We start from the raw sequence: 17,019 nt of genomic DNA on the forward strand, positions 1-17,019 counted from the left end.
CGGGCCGCAAGGTCCGGGGGCAACGAACCTGATGGAATATTTAAAGACATGAGCGACCTAGAACTCGACCCGCAAGCCCTGCAACAGGAAGAAAACTCCCTGATCGCCCTGCGCAAGGAAAAGCTTGCTGCCGAGCGCGCCAAGGGCAATGCCTTCCCGAACGACTTCCGCCGCGAAAACTACTGCGAACAACTGCAGAAACAGTATGCGGACAAGACCAAGGAAGAGCTGGCGGACGCTGCGATCCCGGTCAAGGTTGCCGGTCGTATCATGCTCAACCGTGGCTCGTTCATGGTGATCCAGGACATGACCGGTCGCATCCAGGTCTATGTCAACCGCAAGACCCTGTCCGAAGAAACCCTGGCGGCGGTGAAAACCTGGGACATGGGCGACATCATTGCAGCCGTTGGCACCCTGGCCCGTTCCGGCAAGGGCGACCTGTACGTTGAAATGACCAGCGTGCGCCTGCTGACCAAATCCCTGCGCCCGCTGCCGGACAAGCACCACGGCCTGACCGACACCGAACAGCGCTACCGCCAGCGCTACGTTGACCTGATCGTCAACGAAGACGTGCGCCAGACGTTCCGCGTGCGTTCGCAAGTCATCGCCCACATCCGCAGCTTCCTGATGAAGCGTGACTTCCTGGAAGTGGAAACGCCGATGCTGCAGACCATTCCTGGCGGCGCGGCAGCCAAGCCGTTCGAAACCCACCACAATGCGCTGGACATGGGCATGTTCCTGCGTATCGCGCCGGAGCTGTACCTCAAGCGCCTTGTTGTTGGCGGCTTCGAGAAAGTGTTCGAGATCAACCGCAACTTCCGTAACGAAGGCGTTTCGACTCGTCACAACCCTGAATTCACCATGTTGGAGTTCTACCAGGCTTACGCCGACTACGAAGACAACATGGACCTGACCGAAGAACTGTTCCGTGAACTGGCACAGCTGGTTCTGGGCAGCACCGACGTGCCTTACGGCGACAAGGTGTTCCACTTCGGCGAGCCGTTCGTGCGTCTGTCGGTGTTCGACTCGATCCTCAAGTACAACCCCGAGCTGACCGCCGATGATCTGAACGACATCGACAAGGCTCGCGCCATCGCCAAGAAAGCCGGCGCCAAGGTGCTGGGCTTCGAAGGTCTGGGCAAGCTGCAGGTGATGATTTTCGAAGAGCTGGTCGAGCACAAGCTGGAACAGCCGCACTTCATTACCCAGTACCCGTTCGAAGTGTCGCCGCTGGCCCGTCGCAACGACGACAACCCGAACGTCACCGACCGTTTCGAGCTGTTCATCGGTGGTCGTGAAATCGCCAACGCCTACTCCGAGTTGAACGACGCGGAAGACCAGGCCGAGCGCTTCATGGCCCAGGTGGCCGACAAGGACGCCGGCGACGACGAAGCCATGCACTACGACGCCGACTTCGTTCGTGCGCTGGAGTACGGCATGCCGCCAACGGCGGGTGAAGGCATCGGTATCGACCGTCTGGTGATGCTGCTGACCAACTCTCCGTCGATCCGCGACGTGATCCTGTTCCCGCACATGCGGCCGCAAGCGTAAGTGTTTCAAATAAAAAGCCGCCTTTGAGGCGGCTTTTTATTGCCTGTCTGGTACAAACGTATCAACTTGTTACTTTCATCTGAGAGGAAATACCTGTCGTGATTCGTGCAATAGCTCAAGAAGGTGCAGCGGGTGTCGCCACTGCGGTCGCTGAAAGTGTTCAGTACCAGGGTCGCAAGGCCAGCCGACAGGGCAGCGAACAGCGACGACAGGAAATCCTGGATGCCGCCATGCGCATTGTCGTGCGTGACGGCGTACGGGCTGTAAGGCACCGTGCGGTGGCCGCCGAGGCACAAGTGCCATTGTCGGCGACCACTTACTATTTCAAGGATATCGATGACCTGCTCACCGATACCTTCGCCCAATACGTGGAACGCAGTGCGGCGTACATGGGCAAGCTGTGGGTGAACAACGAGGGCCTGCTGCGCGAGATGATCGACAGTGGCGATGGCAGCCCGCAGGCGCGCTCGAAGCTGGCCGACGACATTGCACGGCTGATGACCGATTACGTTCACCGGCAACTGGTCAATCGCCGGGAGCATCTGATGGCCGAGCAGGCGTTTCGTCAGGAGGCATTGCTCAACCCACGCCTGGCCGAACTGGTGCGCTCGCATCAGCAAATCCTGTTGCAGGGCTCTTGCCAGCTGTTCCAGGTGCTAGGCTCGCGCGAACCGCATCAGGATGCCAAGGTGTTGACGGCGATTATCGGCCGGATGGAATATCAGGGCCTGCTCAACGTAGACGAGCCTGCCGCCGAAGAGGAAATGCTCGGCATCCTGACGCGCTACATGCACCTGGTGCTGGCGTCGGTGTAGTTCCTCCTGATTGGAGGCTACCCCTGTGGGAGCGAGCCTGCTCGCGAATACGGTCTGACATTCAACATCTCTGTTGACTGACACTGCGCTTTCGCGAGCAGGCTCGCTCCCACAGAAGGGCGGTGTTCATCTGAAGGCGACGTATGTTCATAGGGAGTATTGAATGAAAGCCTGGCGTGTCGTTGTGATCGCCTTGTCGTTCCTGTTGCTCAGTGGCTGTCTGGTGGTCTTCAAGGAACCGCTGCCTGCAAGCGAACCCGCGCCCAAGGGGTTGCTCGGCAAATGGACCAGCACCAACGCCTGGGGCGAGCCGCTCAACCTCGAGCTGACCCGCATCGGCGACAACCGCTATCAGGCCGTCAGCTATTACCGGGCCAGGCCCGGGGAGCGGGAGGCCTATCCCTTCACAGTGACGCGCCATGGCAACCGCTGGTATCTGTCGGCAAAGGTGCCGGCGCAGTTCGGCGGGCATTTCACCATTGGCGGGTTTGAACTGACCGACAAGCATGAGCTGGTGGTCTACAACCTCGACCTCGACCAGATCAACCAGGCCATGAAGCAAAAAGCCCTGAGCGGTGAAAGCTTCCAGACCGACAATGGCGATGGCGTATTGATCGACAGCCACATGGATCAAGTCGCCGCCTACCTCGACGACCCGGCCAATTCCGATGTGTTCGTCGAAGCCGTACGCTACCAGCGTCTGGCCAAAGCCAAATAAGCAGCACCAACAGGTTTCTACAGGAGTTTCGCGTGGACGATTACCAACAGTCGATACGCATTTTGTCCGATCGCATCGTGCTGGCGCAGACGCCGATCCGCGTCCTCGATGCGGTCAAGTGGGATGACAACATTCGTAAAGGGTTCCTTAAGGCCAAGGGCAAGGAAATGCCGGCGGTGGACCGCGACTACTACCTCAACCGGCCGCTGGCGTTCGACTCCAGCAAAGTGAAGCTGGAATTCCAGAACATCGAGCGCGACATCACCCGCCAGCTCGGCCAGTTCAACCCGGTCGGCCAGATCATGCGCCGCATGTGCAAGGAATACCGCATGGTGGTGCGCATGCTTGAAGCGCGTGGCACCGAGGATTTCGGCCTGATTTCCCAGGAGTTGTACGGCGCTGCATCCGATGCGTTCCATGCTGGCGACCCGACGCTGTCGGACCTGGGCATGATGTTGTCCGAATACCTGAACAACATCGACGGCCGTGGCGACCTGAAGGATGAACCGAAGACGCTGACGGCCAAGGACGCGGTGGACTTGTTGCAGCATCGCTTGAACAAGGTGTTTGGCGAGGCCGAGGAAACCATCCGTGTGTTCGAGTCCGACGGCATCGTCGCCGATGCGGCGGCGGGTGCCGACTACATCAAGATCCGCGCCGACGCGATGTTCAACGACCGCGACGTGCGGGCGCTGGAGGTCCACGAAGGGCTGGTGCACGTCGGCACCACCCTCAACGGCCTGAACCAGCCTATCTGCACCTTCCTCTCCAAGGGGCCGCCCTCGTCGACGGTGACCCAGGAAGGCCTGGCGATCCTGATGGAAATCATCACCTTCGCCTCGTACCCGAGCCGTCTGCGCAAACTGACCAACCGCACTCGCGCCATTCACATGGTGGAGGAGGGGGCCGACTTCCTGCAGGTGTTCGAGTTCTTCCGCGAGCAAGGCTTTGAAATGCCCGAGAGCTACAGCAACGCCAGTCGTGTTTTCCGCGGCTCGGTGCCGACAGGTCTGCCATTTACCAAAGACTTGTCCTACCTCAAGGGCTTCATCATGATTTACAACTACATTCAACTGGCCGTGCGTAAAGGCAAGCTGGAGCAGATACCGCTGTTGTTCTGCGGCAAAACTACGCTGGAAGACATGCGCACCTTGCGCCAGTTGGTGGACGAGGGCCTGGTGGTACCGCCCAAGTACCTGCCGGAACAGTTCCGCGACATGAACGCGCTGTCGGCGTGGATGTGCTTCTCCAACTTCCTCAACCACCTGAGCCTGGACCGGATCGAGGCGGATTACTCCAACATTTTGTGAGGCTGGAGTTATCCCCTGTGGGAGCCAGCCTGCTGGCGATAGCGATTGTGCATTCAACATTGATGTTGACTGATACACAGCTATCGCCAGCAGGCTGGCTCCCACAGTGTTCGGTGTTTCAACCTCATTTATTGCGAGGTTTCAACGGATGAGAATCCTCGGCATCCTCTGCCTTCTCCTGGTCTTGAACGGTTGCAGTTCGCTGCTGTTCTACCCCGAACCTGGCCAGTTGTTCACGCCGGAAAAGGCCGGGCTCGAATACCGCACCGTCACCCTGATCACCGCCGATGGCCTCAAGCTGAACGCCTGGTGGCTGCCGGCGAAGAAGGGTGTCGAGGTCAAAGGCACGGTGCTGCACCTGCACGGCAACGGCGGAAACCTGCCCATGCACCTCGGCGGCAGCTTTTGGTTGCCGAAAAATGGTTACCAGGTGTTGCTTGTGGACTATCGCGGTTATGGCCTGTCCGAAGGTGAACCGAGCCTGCCGGCGATCTATCAGGACATCGACGCGGCCTTCAAATGGCTCGACCAGGCGCCGGAGGTCAAAGGCAAGCCACTGATCCTTCTCGGCCAGAGCCTCGGTGGCTCGATGGCCGTACACTATCTGGTCCAGCACCCGGAACGGCAGAAACAACTGAAGGCTATTGTCCTCGACGGTGTGCCCGCCAGTTACCGAAGCATCGGTCAGTTTGCCTTGAGTACGTCATGGTTGACCTGGCCGGTGCAGGTGCCGTTGTCGTGGCTGGTGCCGGACGGCGACAGTGCGATCAACTCCATGGCGCAGCTCAAGGACGTGCCGAAACTGCTCTACCACAGCATCGACGATCCGATCGTGCCTCTTTCCAACGGCATCCGACTGTATCAAGCTGCGCCGCCGCCACGGGTGCTGCAACTGACCCGTGGCGGTCATGTGCAGACGTTCGCCGACCCGGTCTGGCGCAAGGTCATGTTGCGTTATCTTGATGATCCGCAGCATTTCAACGGCCTGCGCCGCCTGGGTGAGATCCCCAATTACCCGGCACCCCCGAATTCAGAAGATGAACCACCAGAGAGTCCGCAATGAGTGAAGAACGCAACGCCATCCCGCTGATCATCACCGGTATCTGCAGCATCCTCGGCACCGTCGGTGCCCTGTGGTGGTACGGTTACCTGCACTTCGCCAAGCCTGAGGATGCGTTGCTGCTCAACGAATTCACCATGCTCAAGACCGTGCCGGGTGAAGACTACAAAGTCTCCCTGCAACCGGCCGCCCAGGTGGCGCAGTGCATCGACGGCGTGCTGGTGCTGTTCGACATGGAACAGAAAGGCCTGACCGGCGTGCTGGTCGACAACAAGAAAAAAGCCGTGCGCTGCATGGGGCAGGAAACGCCGCAGAAGCTGGAGCAGTAACGCAATTTTCGCAGGCAACACAGAACCAATGTGGGAGCCAGCCTGCTGGCGATAGCGATTGTGCATTCAACATTGATGTTGACTGATACACCGCTATCGCCAGCTGGCTGGCTCCCACGGGTTTTTGTGTTGCGGCTGATTATTGGGTGTATGAACTCACCGCCGAACGCGGCATCACCGGCCGACTGTCATTGGAAATGGTCACCTCCACCCGACGGTTCATCGCCCGGCCCGAGGTGCTGCTGTTATCCGCCACCGGATACTCCTTGCCGTAGCCCTGGGCGACGATACGCGCCGGATCAACGCCCATCTTCACCAGTGCTGCACGCACGGAGCCCGCGCGACGCTCCGACAGCGACTGGTTGTGCGACGCCGTGCCGGTGCTGTCGGTATAGCCCTCGACGATCACTTTGCGCTCGGGGTTTTCCTGGAGGTACTGCGCCAGTTTGTTGATGTTCATCAGGCCGTTGGATTTCAGCTCGGCCTTGTCGGTGGCGAACAGCACATCCCCGAAGGTCACCAGCGTTCCGCGATCGGTCTGCCTGGCGTTGAGGCTGTCCTTCAACTGTTTGATCTGCTGATCACGGGCGTCGAGGCGCGCCTGAGCCCGTTGTGCCGAGGCATCTTTCAGACTGGCCTCGGCGGTGCGCAGGGCAATGGTCTGCTTGGCCACTTCGACGCGCTGGTTGGTCAGATAGGCAAGCTGGTCGACCTTGGCCGTGTCCTCCTTGTCCATGTAGGCCTTATCGGCCATGTTCAGATAGTCGCTGGCTTCCTTGGTTTCCAGGGCCGCGACCTTGGCCGATTGCGGGTCGGCTTGCAGGCCGCTGTAGTTGCTGCGGGCCTGTTCGAGGTTGGCGTTCGGTGGTGTGGAGCAGGCCGCCAGGGCTACGGTGACAGCCAGCAGGGCAGGGATCATCAGTTGTTTACGGTTCATGATTTCGTCCTTTTAGTCGAGTGGGAATGCGTGGCGCCGCGCCGCTTACTGAACGGTGCGCTGACTTTCCTGACGCATTTCCTGGACGCCTTTCTGAGCGTCCTTCACTGATTGTTCGGCCTTCATCGCCTGGGCCTTGCGCTCGGCCACGCGAGCGTCCCATTCGGCCTGTTCGGCGAGCATCCGGGCCTGGTCGTACTTCTTGTCGTGCATGGCTATTTCGGCTTGCTTGAGCTTGTCCTGGGCCGACTTCATTTCCACGGCGGCGAACTCGGTGCCGCCGGCGCTCACGGCGTCGTTGACGGCCGATTGGGTGACTGCGTACTGCTCGGTCGGCGGGTTACCGGCGCAGCCGGCCAGCACCAGGCTGCTGCCCAGGGCCAGCGCCGCCAGTTTGAGGCTTCGCGAACAGGTAAATGAGGACGTGCTGGTTCGGGTTTTCATGGTCTTCAACTCCATTGGGCCAGCTCCTGAAAAACGTCGAAATCCACCCTGGGCAAGGCGCTGAAACCATCAATTGAGGGGCGTTTTGAAACACTCGTCCCAGGCGTGGTTACTTGGGTTGACCCGAGGTTTTTTTTGAAAGTTCAGAGAAAATAGCCGGCTATCGAAAAACCTGGATCGAGTCGACAGTGCCCTTTAGGGCAGGAGAAGTGCGATTTTTTGAATTGGAATATGGACTAATGTGGGAGCGAGCCTGCTCGCGAAAGCGCCGTGTCAGTCAACATCAATTCCAACTGACAGCGCGCCTTCGCGAGCAGGCTCGCTCCCACAGGTTTTGCGGATGTTCAGTGCTTCTGTTTGTCGTCAGGCACCGACAAATCGTGCAGATGCCGACGGGACAGCGCCAGAAAGCGCGGGGTCGGCCCGATGTCTTCGTACAGCGGATCGCCTTCTTCATCGGTAGCGACCACGGTCGTGCCTTTGATGTACGGGAAGCTTCTTTCCAGTTCTTCCAGTGCGGCGCCGATCAGATCGCCGAGCAGTTCTTCGGGATGCCGCTTGGGGTACATCTCGACGAGCGCGGCCAGGCGTGCGGCAGACTCTACGTCCAGATGAATCGAGTAGCCGGTGTCGGTCAGGCGACCCTTGGCGTTTTCTTCCCAGTGGTGGGCAAGCTCGCGGATTTTCATATTGACCTCATTGCGCTCCCGCTCGTGGCGGGCAGAGTGAGTGTCCGGCACTGGCCGGTGACAACCGTTGTACGGCTTACCGTTCAAGACTAGCCTCAACAGGCAAGGTTTAAAGGCCCTTCGTCGTCTTGCTTGTAAGAACCTGTCTGGGGCGGCACTCTCTTGTTTCCTAGCCGCCCGGATTTTTTGCTGGAGACCTGCTGATGACCGATATTGATGCACGCTTGCGCGAGGACGTTCACCTGTTGGGTGAGCTGTTGGGCAACACCATTCGTGAGCAATATGGCGACGGTTTTCTCGACAAGATCGAGCAGATCCGCAAAGGCGCCAAGGCTGACCGGCGCGGCTCCATGGACGCTGAACTCAGCGCCAGCCTCAATCAGCTGAGCGAAGACGAGTTGCTGCCGGTGGCTCGGGCGTTCAACCAGTTTCTCAACCTGGCCAACATCGCCGAGCAATATCAGTTGATTCACCGCCGCGAGGAATCCCAGGCGGCGCCGTTCGAAGCCCGGGTGCTGCCGGAGTTGCTCGCGCGCCTGCGCGCCGAGGGGCATGGCGCCGACGCGCTGGCCCGGCAACTGGGCCGGCTGGAGATCGAACTGGTACTTACGGCCCATCCCACCGAAGTTGCACGCCGCACACTGATCCAGAAGTACGACGCCATCGCCGCGCAACTGGCGGCTCAGGATCATCGTGACCTGACCAGCGCCGAGCGCGAGCAGATCAAGACCACCTTGCAACGCCTGATCGCCGAAGCCTGGCACACCGAGGAAATCCGCCGCACGCGCCCGACACCGGTGGACGAAGCCAAGTGGGGTTTCGCGGTGATCGAGCATTCGCTGTGGCAGGCCATTCCCAATTACCTGCGCAAGGCCGATCAGGCCCTGCACGCCGCTACCGGCCTGCGCCTGCCCCTCGAGGCGGCACCGATCCGCTTTGCCTCGTGGATGGGCGGCGACCGTGACGGCAACCCGAACGTGACGGCGGCGGTGACCCGAGAAGTCTTACTGTTGGCGCGCTGGATGGCGGCCGATTTGTACCTGCGCGATGTCGATCGCCTGGCCGCTGAGCTGTCGATGCAGCAGGCCAGCGATGAATTGAAGGCCAGGGCGGGAGACAGCGCCGAACCGTACCGTGCAGTGCTTAAACAGCTGCGCGATCGCTTGCGGGCAACGCGTAACTGGGCGCACGCGGCCTTGTCGACGCCAGCTCCGGCACCGATCGATGTGCTGCAAGACAACCGCGAACTGCTCGATCCTCTGGAGCTTTGCTACCGCTCTTTGCACGAGTGCGGCATGGGTGTGATCGCCGACGGGCCGCTGCTCGATTGCCTGCGTCGGGCGGTGACATTCGGTCTGTTCCTGGTTCGTCTGGATGTACGCCAGGACTCCTCGCGGCACACTGCGGCGATGACCGAAATCACCGACTACCTCGGCCTGGGACGCTACGAGGGCTGGAGCGAGGAAGAGCGCATTGCCTTCCTGATGCGCGAATTGAGCAATCGTCGGCCCTTGTTGCCGACGTACTTCAAACCCTCCGCTGACACCGCCGAGGTGCTGGCAACCTGCCGGGAAATCGCCGCTGCGCCGTCGGCATCCCTCGGTTCCTATGTGATTTCCATGGCCGGTGCGGCTTCCGATGTGCTGGCCGTGCAGTTGTTGCTCAAGGAATCCGGCGTGTTGCGGCCGATGCGCGTGGTGCCGCTGTTCGAAACCCTGGCCGACCTCGACAACGCGGGTCCGGTGATCGAGAAGCTGTTGCTGTTGCCAGGTTATCGCTCGCGCCTGCAAGGGCCGCAGGAAGTGATGATCGGCTACTCCGACTCGGCCAAGGACGCCGGTACCACCGCGGCGGCCTGGGCGCAGTACCGGGCGCAGGAGCGATTGGTGGATATCTGCCGCGAACAACAAGTCGAGCTGCTGCTGTTCCACGGTCGCGGCGGCACCGTGGGGCGTGGTGGCGGTCCGGCTCACGCGGCGATCCTGTCGCAGCCACCGGGTTCGGTGGCGGGGCGTTTCCGTACCACCGAACAGGGGGAAATGATTCGATTCAAGTTCGGCCTGCCGGACATCGCCGAGCAAAACCTCAATCTGTACCTGGCCGCCGTGCTGGAGGCGACCTTGCTGCCTCCGCCACCACCTACGCCCGAGTGGCGCCATTTGATGGACGAACTGGCCGCGGACGGGGTCAGTGCCTATCGCGCCGTGGTGCGGGAAAATCCGCAGTTCGTGGAGTATTTCCGCCAGTCCACGCCGGAGCAGGAGCTCGGCCGTTTGCCACTGGGCAGTCGTCCGGCCAAGCGCCGGGCCGGGGGGATCGAAAGCCTGCGGGCGATTCCGTGGATCTTCGGCTGGACCCAGACGCGCCTGATGCTGCCGGCCTGGCTGGGTTGGGAAGCGGCCCTGAGCAAGGCACTGGAGCGTGGCGAAGGTGAGCTGCTGGGGCAGATGCGCGAGCAGTGGCCATTCTTCCGCACCCGCATCGACATGCTGGAAATGGTCCTGGCCAAGGCCGATGCCGACATTGCACAGTCCTACGATGAGCGTCTGGTGGAGCCGAATCTGTTGCCATTGGGTGCGCATTTACGCGACCTATTGTCGCAGGCATGCACCATTGTTCTCGGCCTGACCGGGCAGTCGCAGCTGCTGGCACATAGCCCCGCGACCCTTGAGTTCATCCGCTTGCGCAACACCTATCTCGACCCGCTTCATCTATTGCAGGCCGAGTTGCTGGCCCGTTCAAGAGTGCAGGACGTGGCGCAGGGCAGCCCGGTAGAACAGGCCTTGCTGGTGTCTGTGGCGGGTATTGCCGCCGGTTTGCGTAATACCGGCTAAGGTTTTTGCCGTGAGGTCAGGCATCCGGCGGGTGAGCCGGATGCCGCCGTATGACGGGTGTAAAAGTGCTGCCAGGCGACAGTTAATGATGGGGTTGCGACTTGGGGAACCGCGCGCAATGGTCGCAAGAGGTAGCGGTTTCTCCGACTTTCGGCGTCTTGTGTGGGCGCAGCCTGCTGTGTATCTTGATCAGCCTTTGACCGTTTGGGCGGTCACGACCCTATTTTTGAGATTGGCCCCACGAGGCGAATCTGACGTTATCCATATAAAAAATTGAGGAGCACATCGATGCGCGTCATTCTGCTGGGAGCTCCCGGGGCCGGTAAAGGTACTCAGGCTAAGTTCATCACCGAAAAATTCGGCATTCCGCAAATCTCCACCGGCGACATGTTGCGTGCAGCGGTCAAGGCCGGCACCGAGCTGGGCATCAAGGCCAAGGGCATCATGGATGCCGGTGGCCTGGTGTCCGATGACCTGATCATCGCACTGGTCAAGGACCGCATCGCCCAGTCCGACTGCGCCAACGGTTTCCTGTTCGATGGCTTCCCGCGCACCATTCCCCAGGCTGAAGCCCTGGTGACTGCCGGTGTTGAACTGGATGCCGTGGTTGAAATCGCCGTTGAAGACGAAGAAATCGTCCAGCGTATCGCCGGCCGTCGTGTTCACGAGGCCAGCGGTCGCGTGTACCACATCGTCTACAACCCGCCGAAAGTAGCCGGCCTTGACGACGTCACCGGTGAAGAGCTGGTACAGCGCAAGGACGACACCGAAGAAACCGTGCGTCATCGCCTGTCGGTCTACCACTCCCAGACCAAGCCGCTGGTGGAGTTCTACCAGACGCTGTCGGCTGCCAATGGCAAGCCGAAGTACAGCCACATCGAAGGCGTCGGTTCGGTTGAAGCGATCACCGCCAAGGTGCTTGCAGCCCTGAGCTGAAAAGTCTGATCCGCTGCATCATCCACGGCCCGCTTGCGGGCCGTAGTTGTTTATACTGACGCACTTTTTTCTGATCTCTCTTGTGGATACATCGATGAGCACCTTGCTGGCCCTGGACACCGCGACTGAAGCTTGCTCCGTTGCCTTGCTGCATGACGGCAAGGTCACGAGCCATTACGAGGTGATCCCGCGCCTGCACGCGCAGAAGCTGTTGCCGATGATCAAGCAACTGTTGGCCGATGCGGGTACCACGCTGCAAGCGGTCGACGCCATCGCGTTCGGCCGTGGCCCGGGCGCCTTCACCGGCGTGCGCATCGCCATCGGTGTGGTGCAAGGCCTGGCGTTTGCCCTGGAGCGCCCGGTGCTGCCGGTGTCGAACCTGGCCGTGCTGGCGCAACGTGCGTTGCGTGAACACGGCGCCACTCAGGTCGCCGCCGCCATCGATGCGCGCATGGATGAAGTGTATTGGGGTTGCTACCGCGAAACGGCCGGAGAGATGCGCCTGGTGGGTACTGAAGCGGTGCTGCCGCCGGAGTCCGCTGCATTGCCGATCGATGCCGGCGGTGAATGGTTCGGCGCAGGCACCGGTTGGGGTTATGGCGAGCGCATCGCTGTCAGCCTGAGCGGGCAGGACGCGGGCATGTTGCCCCACGCGCAAGACTTGCTGACTTTGGCGCGGTTTGCCTGGGAACGCGGCGAGGCAATCGTGGCCGATGAGGCGCAGCCGGTTTATTTGCGCGACAAGGTGGCGACGCCTAAAGCTCGATAGTATTCAGGGCCGAGTCGGTCCAATCGCGAGCAGGCTCGCTCCCACAGGGGGGTGCGCAGAACCTGTGGGAGCGAGCCTGCTCGCGATGCGATCTACCGGTTTTCACCAATCGTCATTTTCTAACCGCGGCTTTTAAACCTTTTGCCTTTTATGTGTTCTAGTTATCACTCGGCGGTTTGCGAAGTGGTTTTTGCGCCACTAAACTGCCATCACTGATTCCGAGTATGCACGTATGCGTATAGACGGCGTTTCCTCTCAGTCCTACCCCATCAAGCGCAAGCCTCGCAAAGGCCGCGTGGTGGAGGACGACGCCATTGATATCGAAGGCGAGCTGGAATTCCCGACTGAAGAGCAACTGGCTGCCCGCGCCGCCAAAGCCTCTGCGCAAAAACTGAGCAATCTTCCCGCCCGTCAGCAAGACCTGATTTACCACCGTGCCATGAGCAAAAGCGTGGCGACAGCCCTGGCGAGCTACCTGAGCACCGCCGGTTTCGTCGATTGGGAAGCGGATGTGCTGGGTCTCGACCTGTACATCTGATGCTGCTGCCGTATTACCTCGGTTGTCCGTCCTGGAGCGAAAACGCCTGGCGCGACTACCTGTATCCGCCGGACGCCAGACCCGCCGATTTCCTTGATCTCTATTCCCGGGTTTTCAATGCCGTGGAAGGCAACACGACCTTCTACGCGAGCCCGGCCGTCAGCACCGTGCAGCGTTGGGCCGAGACCATGCCCGAGCACTTTCGCTTCACCGCCAAGTTCCCCGGCGAGATCAGCCATGGTGGCGATCTGCGCGAGCAGTTGACTGCCGCCGAGACCTTCGTGCAATTGCTCAACCCGCTCGGCGAACGAGTGTCGCCATTGTGGTTACAACTGTCGAAAAGCTTCACGCCCCAACGTTTGCCTGAGCTGGCCGGATTCATCGATGCCCTTCAGCGACCGCTGGCCGTGGAAGTGCGGCACGACGAGTTTTTCGCCAAGGGTGACAGCGAGCGAATGCTCAACCGCTTGCTGCTGGATCGCGGCGTCGAGCGCATCTGTCTCGATCCCCGTGCGCTGTTCAGTTGCACCTCGACCGAGCCCTCGGTGCTCCACGCCCAATCGAAGAAGCCCCGGGTGCCACCGCGCCCTGCGGCATTCACGCAATTCCCGCAGGTGCGTTTTATCGGCCATCCAACGCTTGAGGCCAACGATGTGTTTCTGGAACCATGGGTCGAGAAAATCGCGTTATGGATCGAAGAAGGCCGCACGCCGTACATCTTCCTGCACACCGCCGACAACCTGCTGGCCGCGAAACTGGCGCAGCGTTTTCACGCGCGCCTGATGCTGCGTTTGCCTGGCTTGCCGGCGCTGCCTGAGCTATACAGAGAACCCGTCGCCGAGCAACTTGGCCTGCTCTGAGGCGAATTCTTTCCCCTCTTCAGGAGCCTGCCCAATGGATGCGCAAACCCTTCGAGCCCAGGCGTTCAAAGCCCTTCACGAACACCCCGGGGCTTTTGTGATTCCCAATCCGTGGGATGCCGGTTCAGCGAAAATGCTCGCCAGTCTCGGCTTCGAGGCGCTGGCGACCACCAGTGCCGGTTACGCCTTTTCCCAGGGTCGTGCCGATGGCGGATTGACCCTCGACGATACCCTGATGAATGTTCAGGCGATTGTCGCCGCCACCGACCTGCCGGTTGCAGTCGACCTGGAAAACGGCTTTGCCGACAACCCCGCCGACTGCGCGAAAAGTATCTTGCGCGCGGCAGAGGCCGGCGCCGTCGGTGGTTCGATCGAAGATGCCACCGGCCGCGAAGAAGGCCCGATCTATTGTTTCGAACACGCCGTGGCGCGCATCGAAGCCGCTGTGGCTGCCGCTCGCAGTCTGCCGTTCCACTTTACGTTGACTGCCCGGGCGGAAAACTTCCTGCACGGCAATCCCGATCTGGCCGACACCATCCGCCGTTTGCAGGCATTCGCCGAGGCCGGTGCCGATGTGCTCTACGCACCGGGTCTGCGCAGCGCCGAGGATGTGCTGGCGGTGGTGCGCGCCGTGGCGCCCAAACCTGTGAATGTGTTGATGTCGGGCGGCTTGAAGCTGACGGTCGCGCAGTTGGGTGAAATGGGCGTCAAACGCATCAGCGTCGGTTCGGCGCTGGCATTGGCGGCCTATGGCGAATTCTTCCGCGCCGCCGAAGAAATCCAGACGTCAGGCACGTTCGGTTTCACGTCCCGGTCGATGCCGTATCAGAAGGCCAATCAGTTTTTCAAAGGCTGAGGGAAGAGGGCGCGGCTGAGGATCAGGCGGCGATGCGCAGGTTCTGCAGGATGATCGGGCGCGCCCAGCCATTGTCGAAATCGAGTTGTTTTTGCTGCGCCACTAGTTCTTCTGGCGAGAATGGCGGGAACGGCTTGTCGAGCAGGTCGAGTTCGAATTCGGCGATGGGCAGGTGCAGCGGACGCGGTTGCGGGGCAGGGCCGACGTCTGGCAGCGGCTGACCGGCGTTCAACACGATTGGGCGAACCCAGCCGCTTTCGAAGTCCTGCTGTTTTTGCTGGGCGACGATTTCGTCCGCCGGGAACGGTGGGAACGGCTTGTCGGCCAGGTCCATTTCGAATTCGGCAATCGGCAGGAACAGCGGCTCGGGCGGGCGAATTTCGTTGTCCTTCACGTCGCATTCGCGCTGGGACACGATGTGGGCCAGCAGGTCGCTGCCAACGGTGGGTTCAACCGGGCTTTCGAGGTCGACCGGTGGAAAGTTCAGCGATTGCGGCAGCACTTCACCCGACTGTTCGGCCAGCGCTCGGGCAAAGAAATCCTGCCAGATGTGGCTGACGCCGCTCAGTGCCTGGGTGTTTCGCAGGTTGTAGTCGCCGTAGGGCGAGATAAAACCTGTGATTGTGGGTTGAATGCCTGACATTTCTCTCGGTCGACGCTCAGCTCTGGCAAAATGCTCGATAGTTTTGTTATCGGCCGTTTTTGCCGATCATTAATTTTTTGAGCGTGTTTTCCGATGATTGATCAACCTGCGGTCTGCCGCATCCATGTACAGGTCCTCGATGCGGCGTTCGAGCCACAAGCCGAGCAATGGGCCGAGCGCCTGGGCTTGCCAATGCAAGTGGCGGACGGCGAGTTTGCCTTGCAGGTGGGTGACATGGGCTTGCAACTGCAACAGCTGGGGCCGGATGCGCCGGGGCCGGTGCGGGTGGATTTCGTCGAGGGTGGTGCGGCCCATCGCCGGTTGTATGGTGGTGGCAGCGGACAGATGATCGCCAAGGCCGTTGGCGTCGCCCAAGGTGTGCGCCCGCGGGTACTGGACGCCACGGCGGGGCTGGGCAAGGACGCGTTCGTGCTGGCCAGCCTCGGTTGCGAGATGAGCCTGATCGAGCGTCAGCCGCTGATCGGTGCCTTGCTGGAAGACGGCCTGGCCCGTGGCGCGGAAGATTTCGACGTGGCGCCGATCGTGGCGCGCATGCGCTTGCTCAAGGGCAATTCGATCGAGGTCATGCGCAACTGGGAGGGCGAGCCGCCCCAGGTGATCTACCTTGACCCGATGTTCCCGCATCGCGAGAAAACCGCGCTGGTGAAGAAGGAAATGCGCCTGTTCCGGCCATTGGTGGGCGATGACCCGGATGCGCCGGCATTGCTCGAAGCCGCCTTGGCCCTGGCCAGCCACCGGGTGGTGGTCAAGCGTCCGCGCAAGGCGCCGTGCATCGAAGGGCCGAAGCCGAGCCATGCGCTCGATGGCAAGTCCAGTCGGTATGACATTTATCCGAAGAAGGCGCTCAAGCCTTAAGACCGAGTCGCACCCATCGCGAGCAGGCTCGCTCCTACAGGGGATTTGTGGTGTTGCATGGAACCACTGTAGGAGCGAGCCTGCTCGCGATGGTGTCATCACTTCCTCTACAAATCTTTCAGGCTCATTCCGGCCGATAAGCCCGCATAAACAACCCCACCACTTCCTGCACATGACTCTCGGCGGCCTCGTCGTCCAACGGCTCGCCACAGCCGAAGAGCAGCCGGAAATTCGCTGCGCCCTTGAGCAGGCAGAAGAAGTGTTCTGCTGCATTGTGCGGTTTGTCGATGCTCAATGCGCCGCTTTCGTTGACCTTGCTCAACAAGCGTTCCATGCCGTGCAGCATGCGCTGAGGCCCGGCCTCGAAGAAGATCAGTGAGAGTTTCGGGTCCTGACTGCCCAAGGCCATGATCAAACGGTGCAGGTTCAGCGATTCATCACTGTTGATCAGGTGATGAAAACCGCGCGCGATGTTCAGCAGCACGGTTTCCACGGCCACGCCTTCCGGCAGTTCGAAGAACAGCGTTGGCAACTGCTCCTCGCACTTGGCCATCACCGCGGCAGAGAACAGCGTCTCCTTGTCGTTGAAGTGGCTATAGACCGTCAGCTTCGACACACCGGCCTCGGCTGCGACGGCATCCATGCTGGTATTGGCATAACCCTTACTCAGAAACAGCGCTTTGGCCGCATCGAGAATCGCCTGGCGCTTGACCATGTCCTTGGGTCTGCCTGGGCCATTGGGTGCTGAAAGATTGTTTGGCATATTCTTTTTTATTACTGGACTGGTGAGTTTGCTATTAATAACATACTGCTCAGTATAATTATTTAAAGCACCATTAGCGAAAGGTCCTTCA

The 17,019-nt window shown here is 60.5% G+C and carries 18 protein-coding genes; 13 read left to right on the top strand and 5 right to left on the bottom strand.

The window, feature by feature from the left end; all coding sequences use genetic code 11:
* Window positions 1–48 precede the first annotated feature (48 nt).
* The 6 genes from lysS (at window position 49) to ACM6J5_RS19160 (ending at window position 5,783) form a co-directional block, all read left to right on the top strand.
* The gene (gene lysS, locus ACM6J5_RS19135) at window positions 49–1,551 is read left to right on the top strand and encodes a lysine--tRNA ligase (RefSeq protein ID WP_414929158.1); all 1,503 of its coding nucleotides are present in this window, start codon (window positions 49–51) and stop codon (window positions 1,549–1,551) included.
* A 98-nt stretch (window positions 1,552–1,649) separates the two neighbouring features.
* Window positions 1,650–2,366, top strand: coding sequence for a TetR/AcrR family transcriptional regulator (locus ACM6J5_RS19140; RefSeq protein WP_056721047.1), 717 nt, complete (start codon window positions 1,650–1,652; stop codon window positions 2,364–2,366).
* A 163-nt stretch (window positions 2,367–2,529) separates the two neighbouring features.
* The gene (locus ACM6J5_RS19145; RefSeq protein WP_414929159.1) at window positions 2,530–3,084 is read left to right on the top strand and encodes a hypothetical protein; all 555 of its coding nucleotides are present in this window, start codon (window positions 2,530–2,532) and stop codon (window positions 3,082–3,084) included.
* 32 nt (window positions 3,085–3,116) lie between these two features.
* Window positions 3,117–4,394: a flavohemoglobin expression-modulating QEGLA motif protein gene (locus ACM6J5_RS19150; protein WP_008051382.1), complete on the top strand. Its 1,278-nt coding sequence runs from the start codon at window positions 3,117–3,119 to the stop codon at window positions 4,392–4,394.
* Between the two features lie 148 nt (window positions 4,395–4,542).
* Window positions 4,543–5,457, top strand: a complete 915-nt coding sequence (locus ACM6J5_RS19155) for an alpha/beta hydrolase (protein WP_414929160.1) — start codon at window positions 4,543–4,545, stop codon at window positions 5,455–5,457.
* Entirely contained in the window at window positions 5,454–5,783 is a 330-nt protein-coding gene (locus ACM6J5_RS19160; RefSeq protein WP_095943135.1) for a hypothetical protein, read from the top strand. The genes ACM6J5_RS19155 and ACM6J5_RS19160 overlap by 4 nt, the downstream gene beginning before the upstream one ends.
* Window positions 5,784–5,922: 139 nt before the next feature.
* Here ACM6J5_RS19160 and ACM6J5_RS19165 read toward each other — a convergent pair whose 3' ends face one another.
* The 3 genes from ACM6J5_RS19165 to ACM6J5_RS19175 form a co-directional block, all read right to left on the bottom strand.
* Window positions 5,923–6,720 (bottom strand): OmpA family protein, encoded by a 798-nt coding sequence (locus ACM6J5_RS19165; protein WP_095943136.1) that lies wholly within the window; start codon window positions 6,718–6,720, stop codon window positions 5,923–5,925.
* Window positions 6,721–6,765: 45 nt separating this feature from the next.
* The gene (locus ACM6J5_RS19170; protein WP_095943137.1) at window positions 6,766–7,179 is read right to left on the bottom strand and encodes a DUF4398 domain-containing protein; all 414 of its coding nucleotides are present in this window, start codon (window positions 7,177–7,179) and stop codon (window positions 6,766–6,768) included.
* A gap of 329 nt (window positions 7,180–7,508) precedes the next feature.
* Window positions 7,509–7,853 carry a pilin assembly protein gene (locus ACM6J5_RS19175; RefSeq protein ID WP_095943138.1) on the bottom strand — a complete coding sequence of 115 codons (345 nt, stop codon included), beginning with the start codon at window positions 7,851–7,853 and terminating at the stop codon, window positions 7,509–7,511.
* Window positions 7,854–8,056: 203 nt separating this feature from the next.
* Here ACM6J5_RS19175 and ppc point away from each other — a divergent pair, with 203 nt between their 5' ends.
* The 6 genes from ppc to ACM6J5_RS19205 all read left to right on the top strand — a co-directional run bounded on the left by ppc (window position 8,057) and on the right by ACM6J5_RS19205 (window position 14,646).
* Window positions 8,057–10,687 (top strand): phosphoenolpyruvate carboxylase, encoded by a 2,631-nt coding sequence (gene ppc, locus ACM6J5_RS19180; protein ID WP_414929161.1) that lies wholly within the window; start codon window positions 8,057–8,059, stop codon window positions 10,685–10,687.
* A 288-nt stretch (window positions 10,688–10,975) separates the two neighbouring features.
* The gene (gene adk, locus ACM6J5_RS19185) at window positions 10,976–11,623 is read left to right on the top strand and encodes an adenylate kinase (RefSeq protein ID WP_095943140.1); all 648 of its coding nucleotides are present in this window, start codon (window positions 10,976–10,978) and stop codon (window positions 11,621–11,623) included.
* 94 nt (window positions 11,624–11,717) lie between these two features.
* Window positions 11,718–12,392 carry a tRNA (adenosine(37)-N6)-threonylcarbamoyltransferase complex dimerization subunit type 1 TsaB gene (tsaB, locus tag ACM6J5_RS19190; RefSeq protein ID WP_095943141.1) on the top strand — a complete coding sequence of 225 codons (675 nt, stop codon included), beginning with the start codon at window positions 11,718–11,720 and terminating at the stop codon, window positions 12,390–12,392.
* 232 nt (window positions 12,393–12,624) lie between these two features.
* Window positions 12,625–12,930, top strand: coding sequence for a hypothetical protein (locus ACM6J5_RS19195; RefSeq protein WP_008051395.1), 306 nt, complete (start codon window positions 12,625–12,627; stop codon window positions 12,928–12,930).
* Entirely contained in the window at window positions 12,930–13,790 is an 861-nt protein-coding gene (locus tag ACM6J5_RS19200; protein ID WP_414929162.1) for a DUF72 domain-containing protein, read from the top strand. The genes ACM6J5_RS19195 and ACM6J5_RS19200 overlap by 1 nt, the downstream gene beginning before the upstream one ends.
* Before the next feature lie 34 nt (window positions 13,791–13,824).
* On the top strand, window positions 13,825–14,646 hold the full coding sequence (locus tag ACM6J5_RS19205; RefSeq protein ID WP_414929163.1) for an isocitrate lyase/PEP mutase family protein: 822 nt from the start codon (window positions 13,825–13,827) through the stop codon (window positions 14,644–14,646).
* Window positions 14,647–14,668: 22 nt separating this feature from the next.
* Here ACM6J5_RS19205 and ACM6J5_RS19210 read toward each other — a convergent pair whose 3' ends face one another.
* Window positions 14,669–15,289: an energy transducer TonB gene (locus tag ACM6J5_RS19210; protein WP_414929164.1), complete on the bottom strand. Its 621-nt coding sequence runs from the start codon at window positions 15,287–15,289 to the stop codon at window positions 14,669–14,671.
* Window positions 15,290–15,382: 93 nt separating this feature from the next.
* Here ACM6J5_RS19210 and ACM6J5_RS19215 point away from each other — a divergent pair, with 93 nt between their 5' ends.
* A complete protein-coding gene (locus ACM6J5_RS19215) occupies window positions 15,383–16,165 on the top strand; it encodes a class I SAM-dependent methyltransferase (RefSeq protein ID WP_414929165.1) in 783 nt (260 codons plus the stop codon).
* A 124-nt stretch (window positions 16,166–16,289) separates the two neighbouring features.
* Here the strand turns inward: ACM6J5_RS19215 and ACM6J5_RS19220 are convergent, their stop codons facing one another.
* Entirely contained in the window at window positions 16,290–16,928 is a 639-nt protein-coding gene (locus tag ACM6J5_RS19220; RefSeq protein ID WP_095943147.1) for a TetR/AcrR family transcriptional regulator, read from the bottom strand.
* Between the last annotated feature and the right edge of the window lie 91 nt (window positions 16,929–17,019).

The sequence above is a fragment of the Pseudomonas sp. IT-P74 genome (assembly GCF_949768175.1).
In the GTDB taxonomy this organism is placed as follows: domain Bacteria; phylum Pseudomonadota; class Gammaproteobacteria; order Pseudomonadales; family Pseudomonadaceae; genus Aquipseudomonas.

Bases quoted from the DNA above. Each gene is read 5' to 3' on its own strand.
- lysS (WP_414929158.1), top strand. From the start codon at position 49: ATGAGCGACCTAGAACTCGACCCGCAAGCCCTGCAACAGGAAGAAAAC.
- ACM6J5_RS19145 (WP_414929159.1), top strand. From the start codon at position 2,530: ATGAAAGCCTGGCGTGTCGTTGTGATCGCCTTGTCGTTCCTGTTGCTC.
- ACM6J5_RS19155 (WP_414929160.1), top strand. From the start codon at position 4,543: ATGAGAATCCTCGGCATCCTCTGCCTTCTCCTGGTCTTGAACGGTTGC.
- ACM6J5_RS19160 (WP_095943135.1), top strand. From the start codon at position 5,454: ATGAGTGAAGAACGCAACGCCATCCCGCTGATCATCACCGGTATCTGC.
- ACM6J5_RS19165 (WP_095943136.1), bottom strand. From the start codon at position 6,720: ATGAACCGTAAACAACTGATGATCCCTGCCCTGCTGGCTGTCACCGTA.
- ACM6J5_RS19170 (WP_095943137.1), bottom strand. From the start codon at position 7,179: ATGGAGTTGAAGACCATGAAAACCCGAACCAGCACGTCCTCATTTACC.
- ACM6J5_RS19175 (WP_095943138.1), bottom strand. From the start codon at position 7,853: ATGAAAATCCGCGAGCTTGCCCACCACTGGGAAGAAAACGCCAAGGGT.
- ppc (WP_414929161.1), top strand. From the start codon at position 8,057: ATGACCGATATTGATGCACGCTTGCGCGAGGACGTTCACCTGTTGGGT.
- adk (WP_095943140.1), top strand. From the start codon at position 10,976: ATGCGCGTCATTCTGCTGGGAGCTCCCGGGGCCGGTAAAGGTACTCAG.
- tsaB (WP_095943141.1), top strand. From the start codon at position 11,718: ATGAGCACCTTGCTGGCCCTGGACACCGCGACTGAAGCTTGCTCCGTT.
- ACM6J5_RS19195 (WP_008051395.1), top strand. From the start codon at position 12,625: ATGCGTATAGACGGCGTTTCCTCTCAGTCCTACCCCATCAAGCGCAAG.
- ACM6J5_RS19200 (WP_414929162.1), top strand. From the start codon at position 12,930: ATGCTGCTGCCGTATTACCTCGGTTGTCCGTCCTGGAGCGAAAACGCC.
- ACM6J5_RS19205 (WP_414929163.1), top strand. From the start codon at position 13,825: ATGGATGCGCAAACCCTTCGAGCCCAGGCGTTCAAAGCCCTTCACGAA.
- ACM6J5_RS19210 (WP_414929164.1), bottom strand. From the start codon at position 15,289: ATGTCAGGCATTCAACCCACAATCACAGGTTTTATCTCGCCCTACGGC.
- ACM6J5_RS19215 (WP_414929165.1), top strand. From the start codon at position 15,383: ATGATTGATCAACCTGCGGTCTGCCGCATCCATGTACAGGTCCTCGAT.
- ACM6J5_RS19220 (WP_095943147.1), bottom strand. From the start codon at position 16,928: ATGCCAAACAATCTTTCAGCACCCAATGGCCCAGGCAGACCCAAGGAC.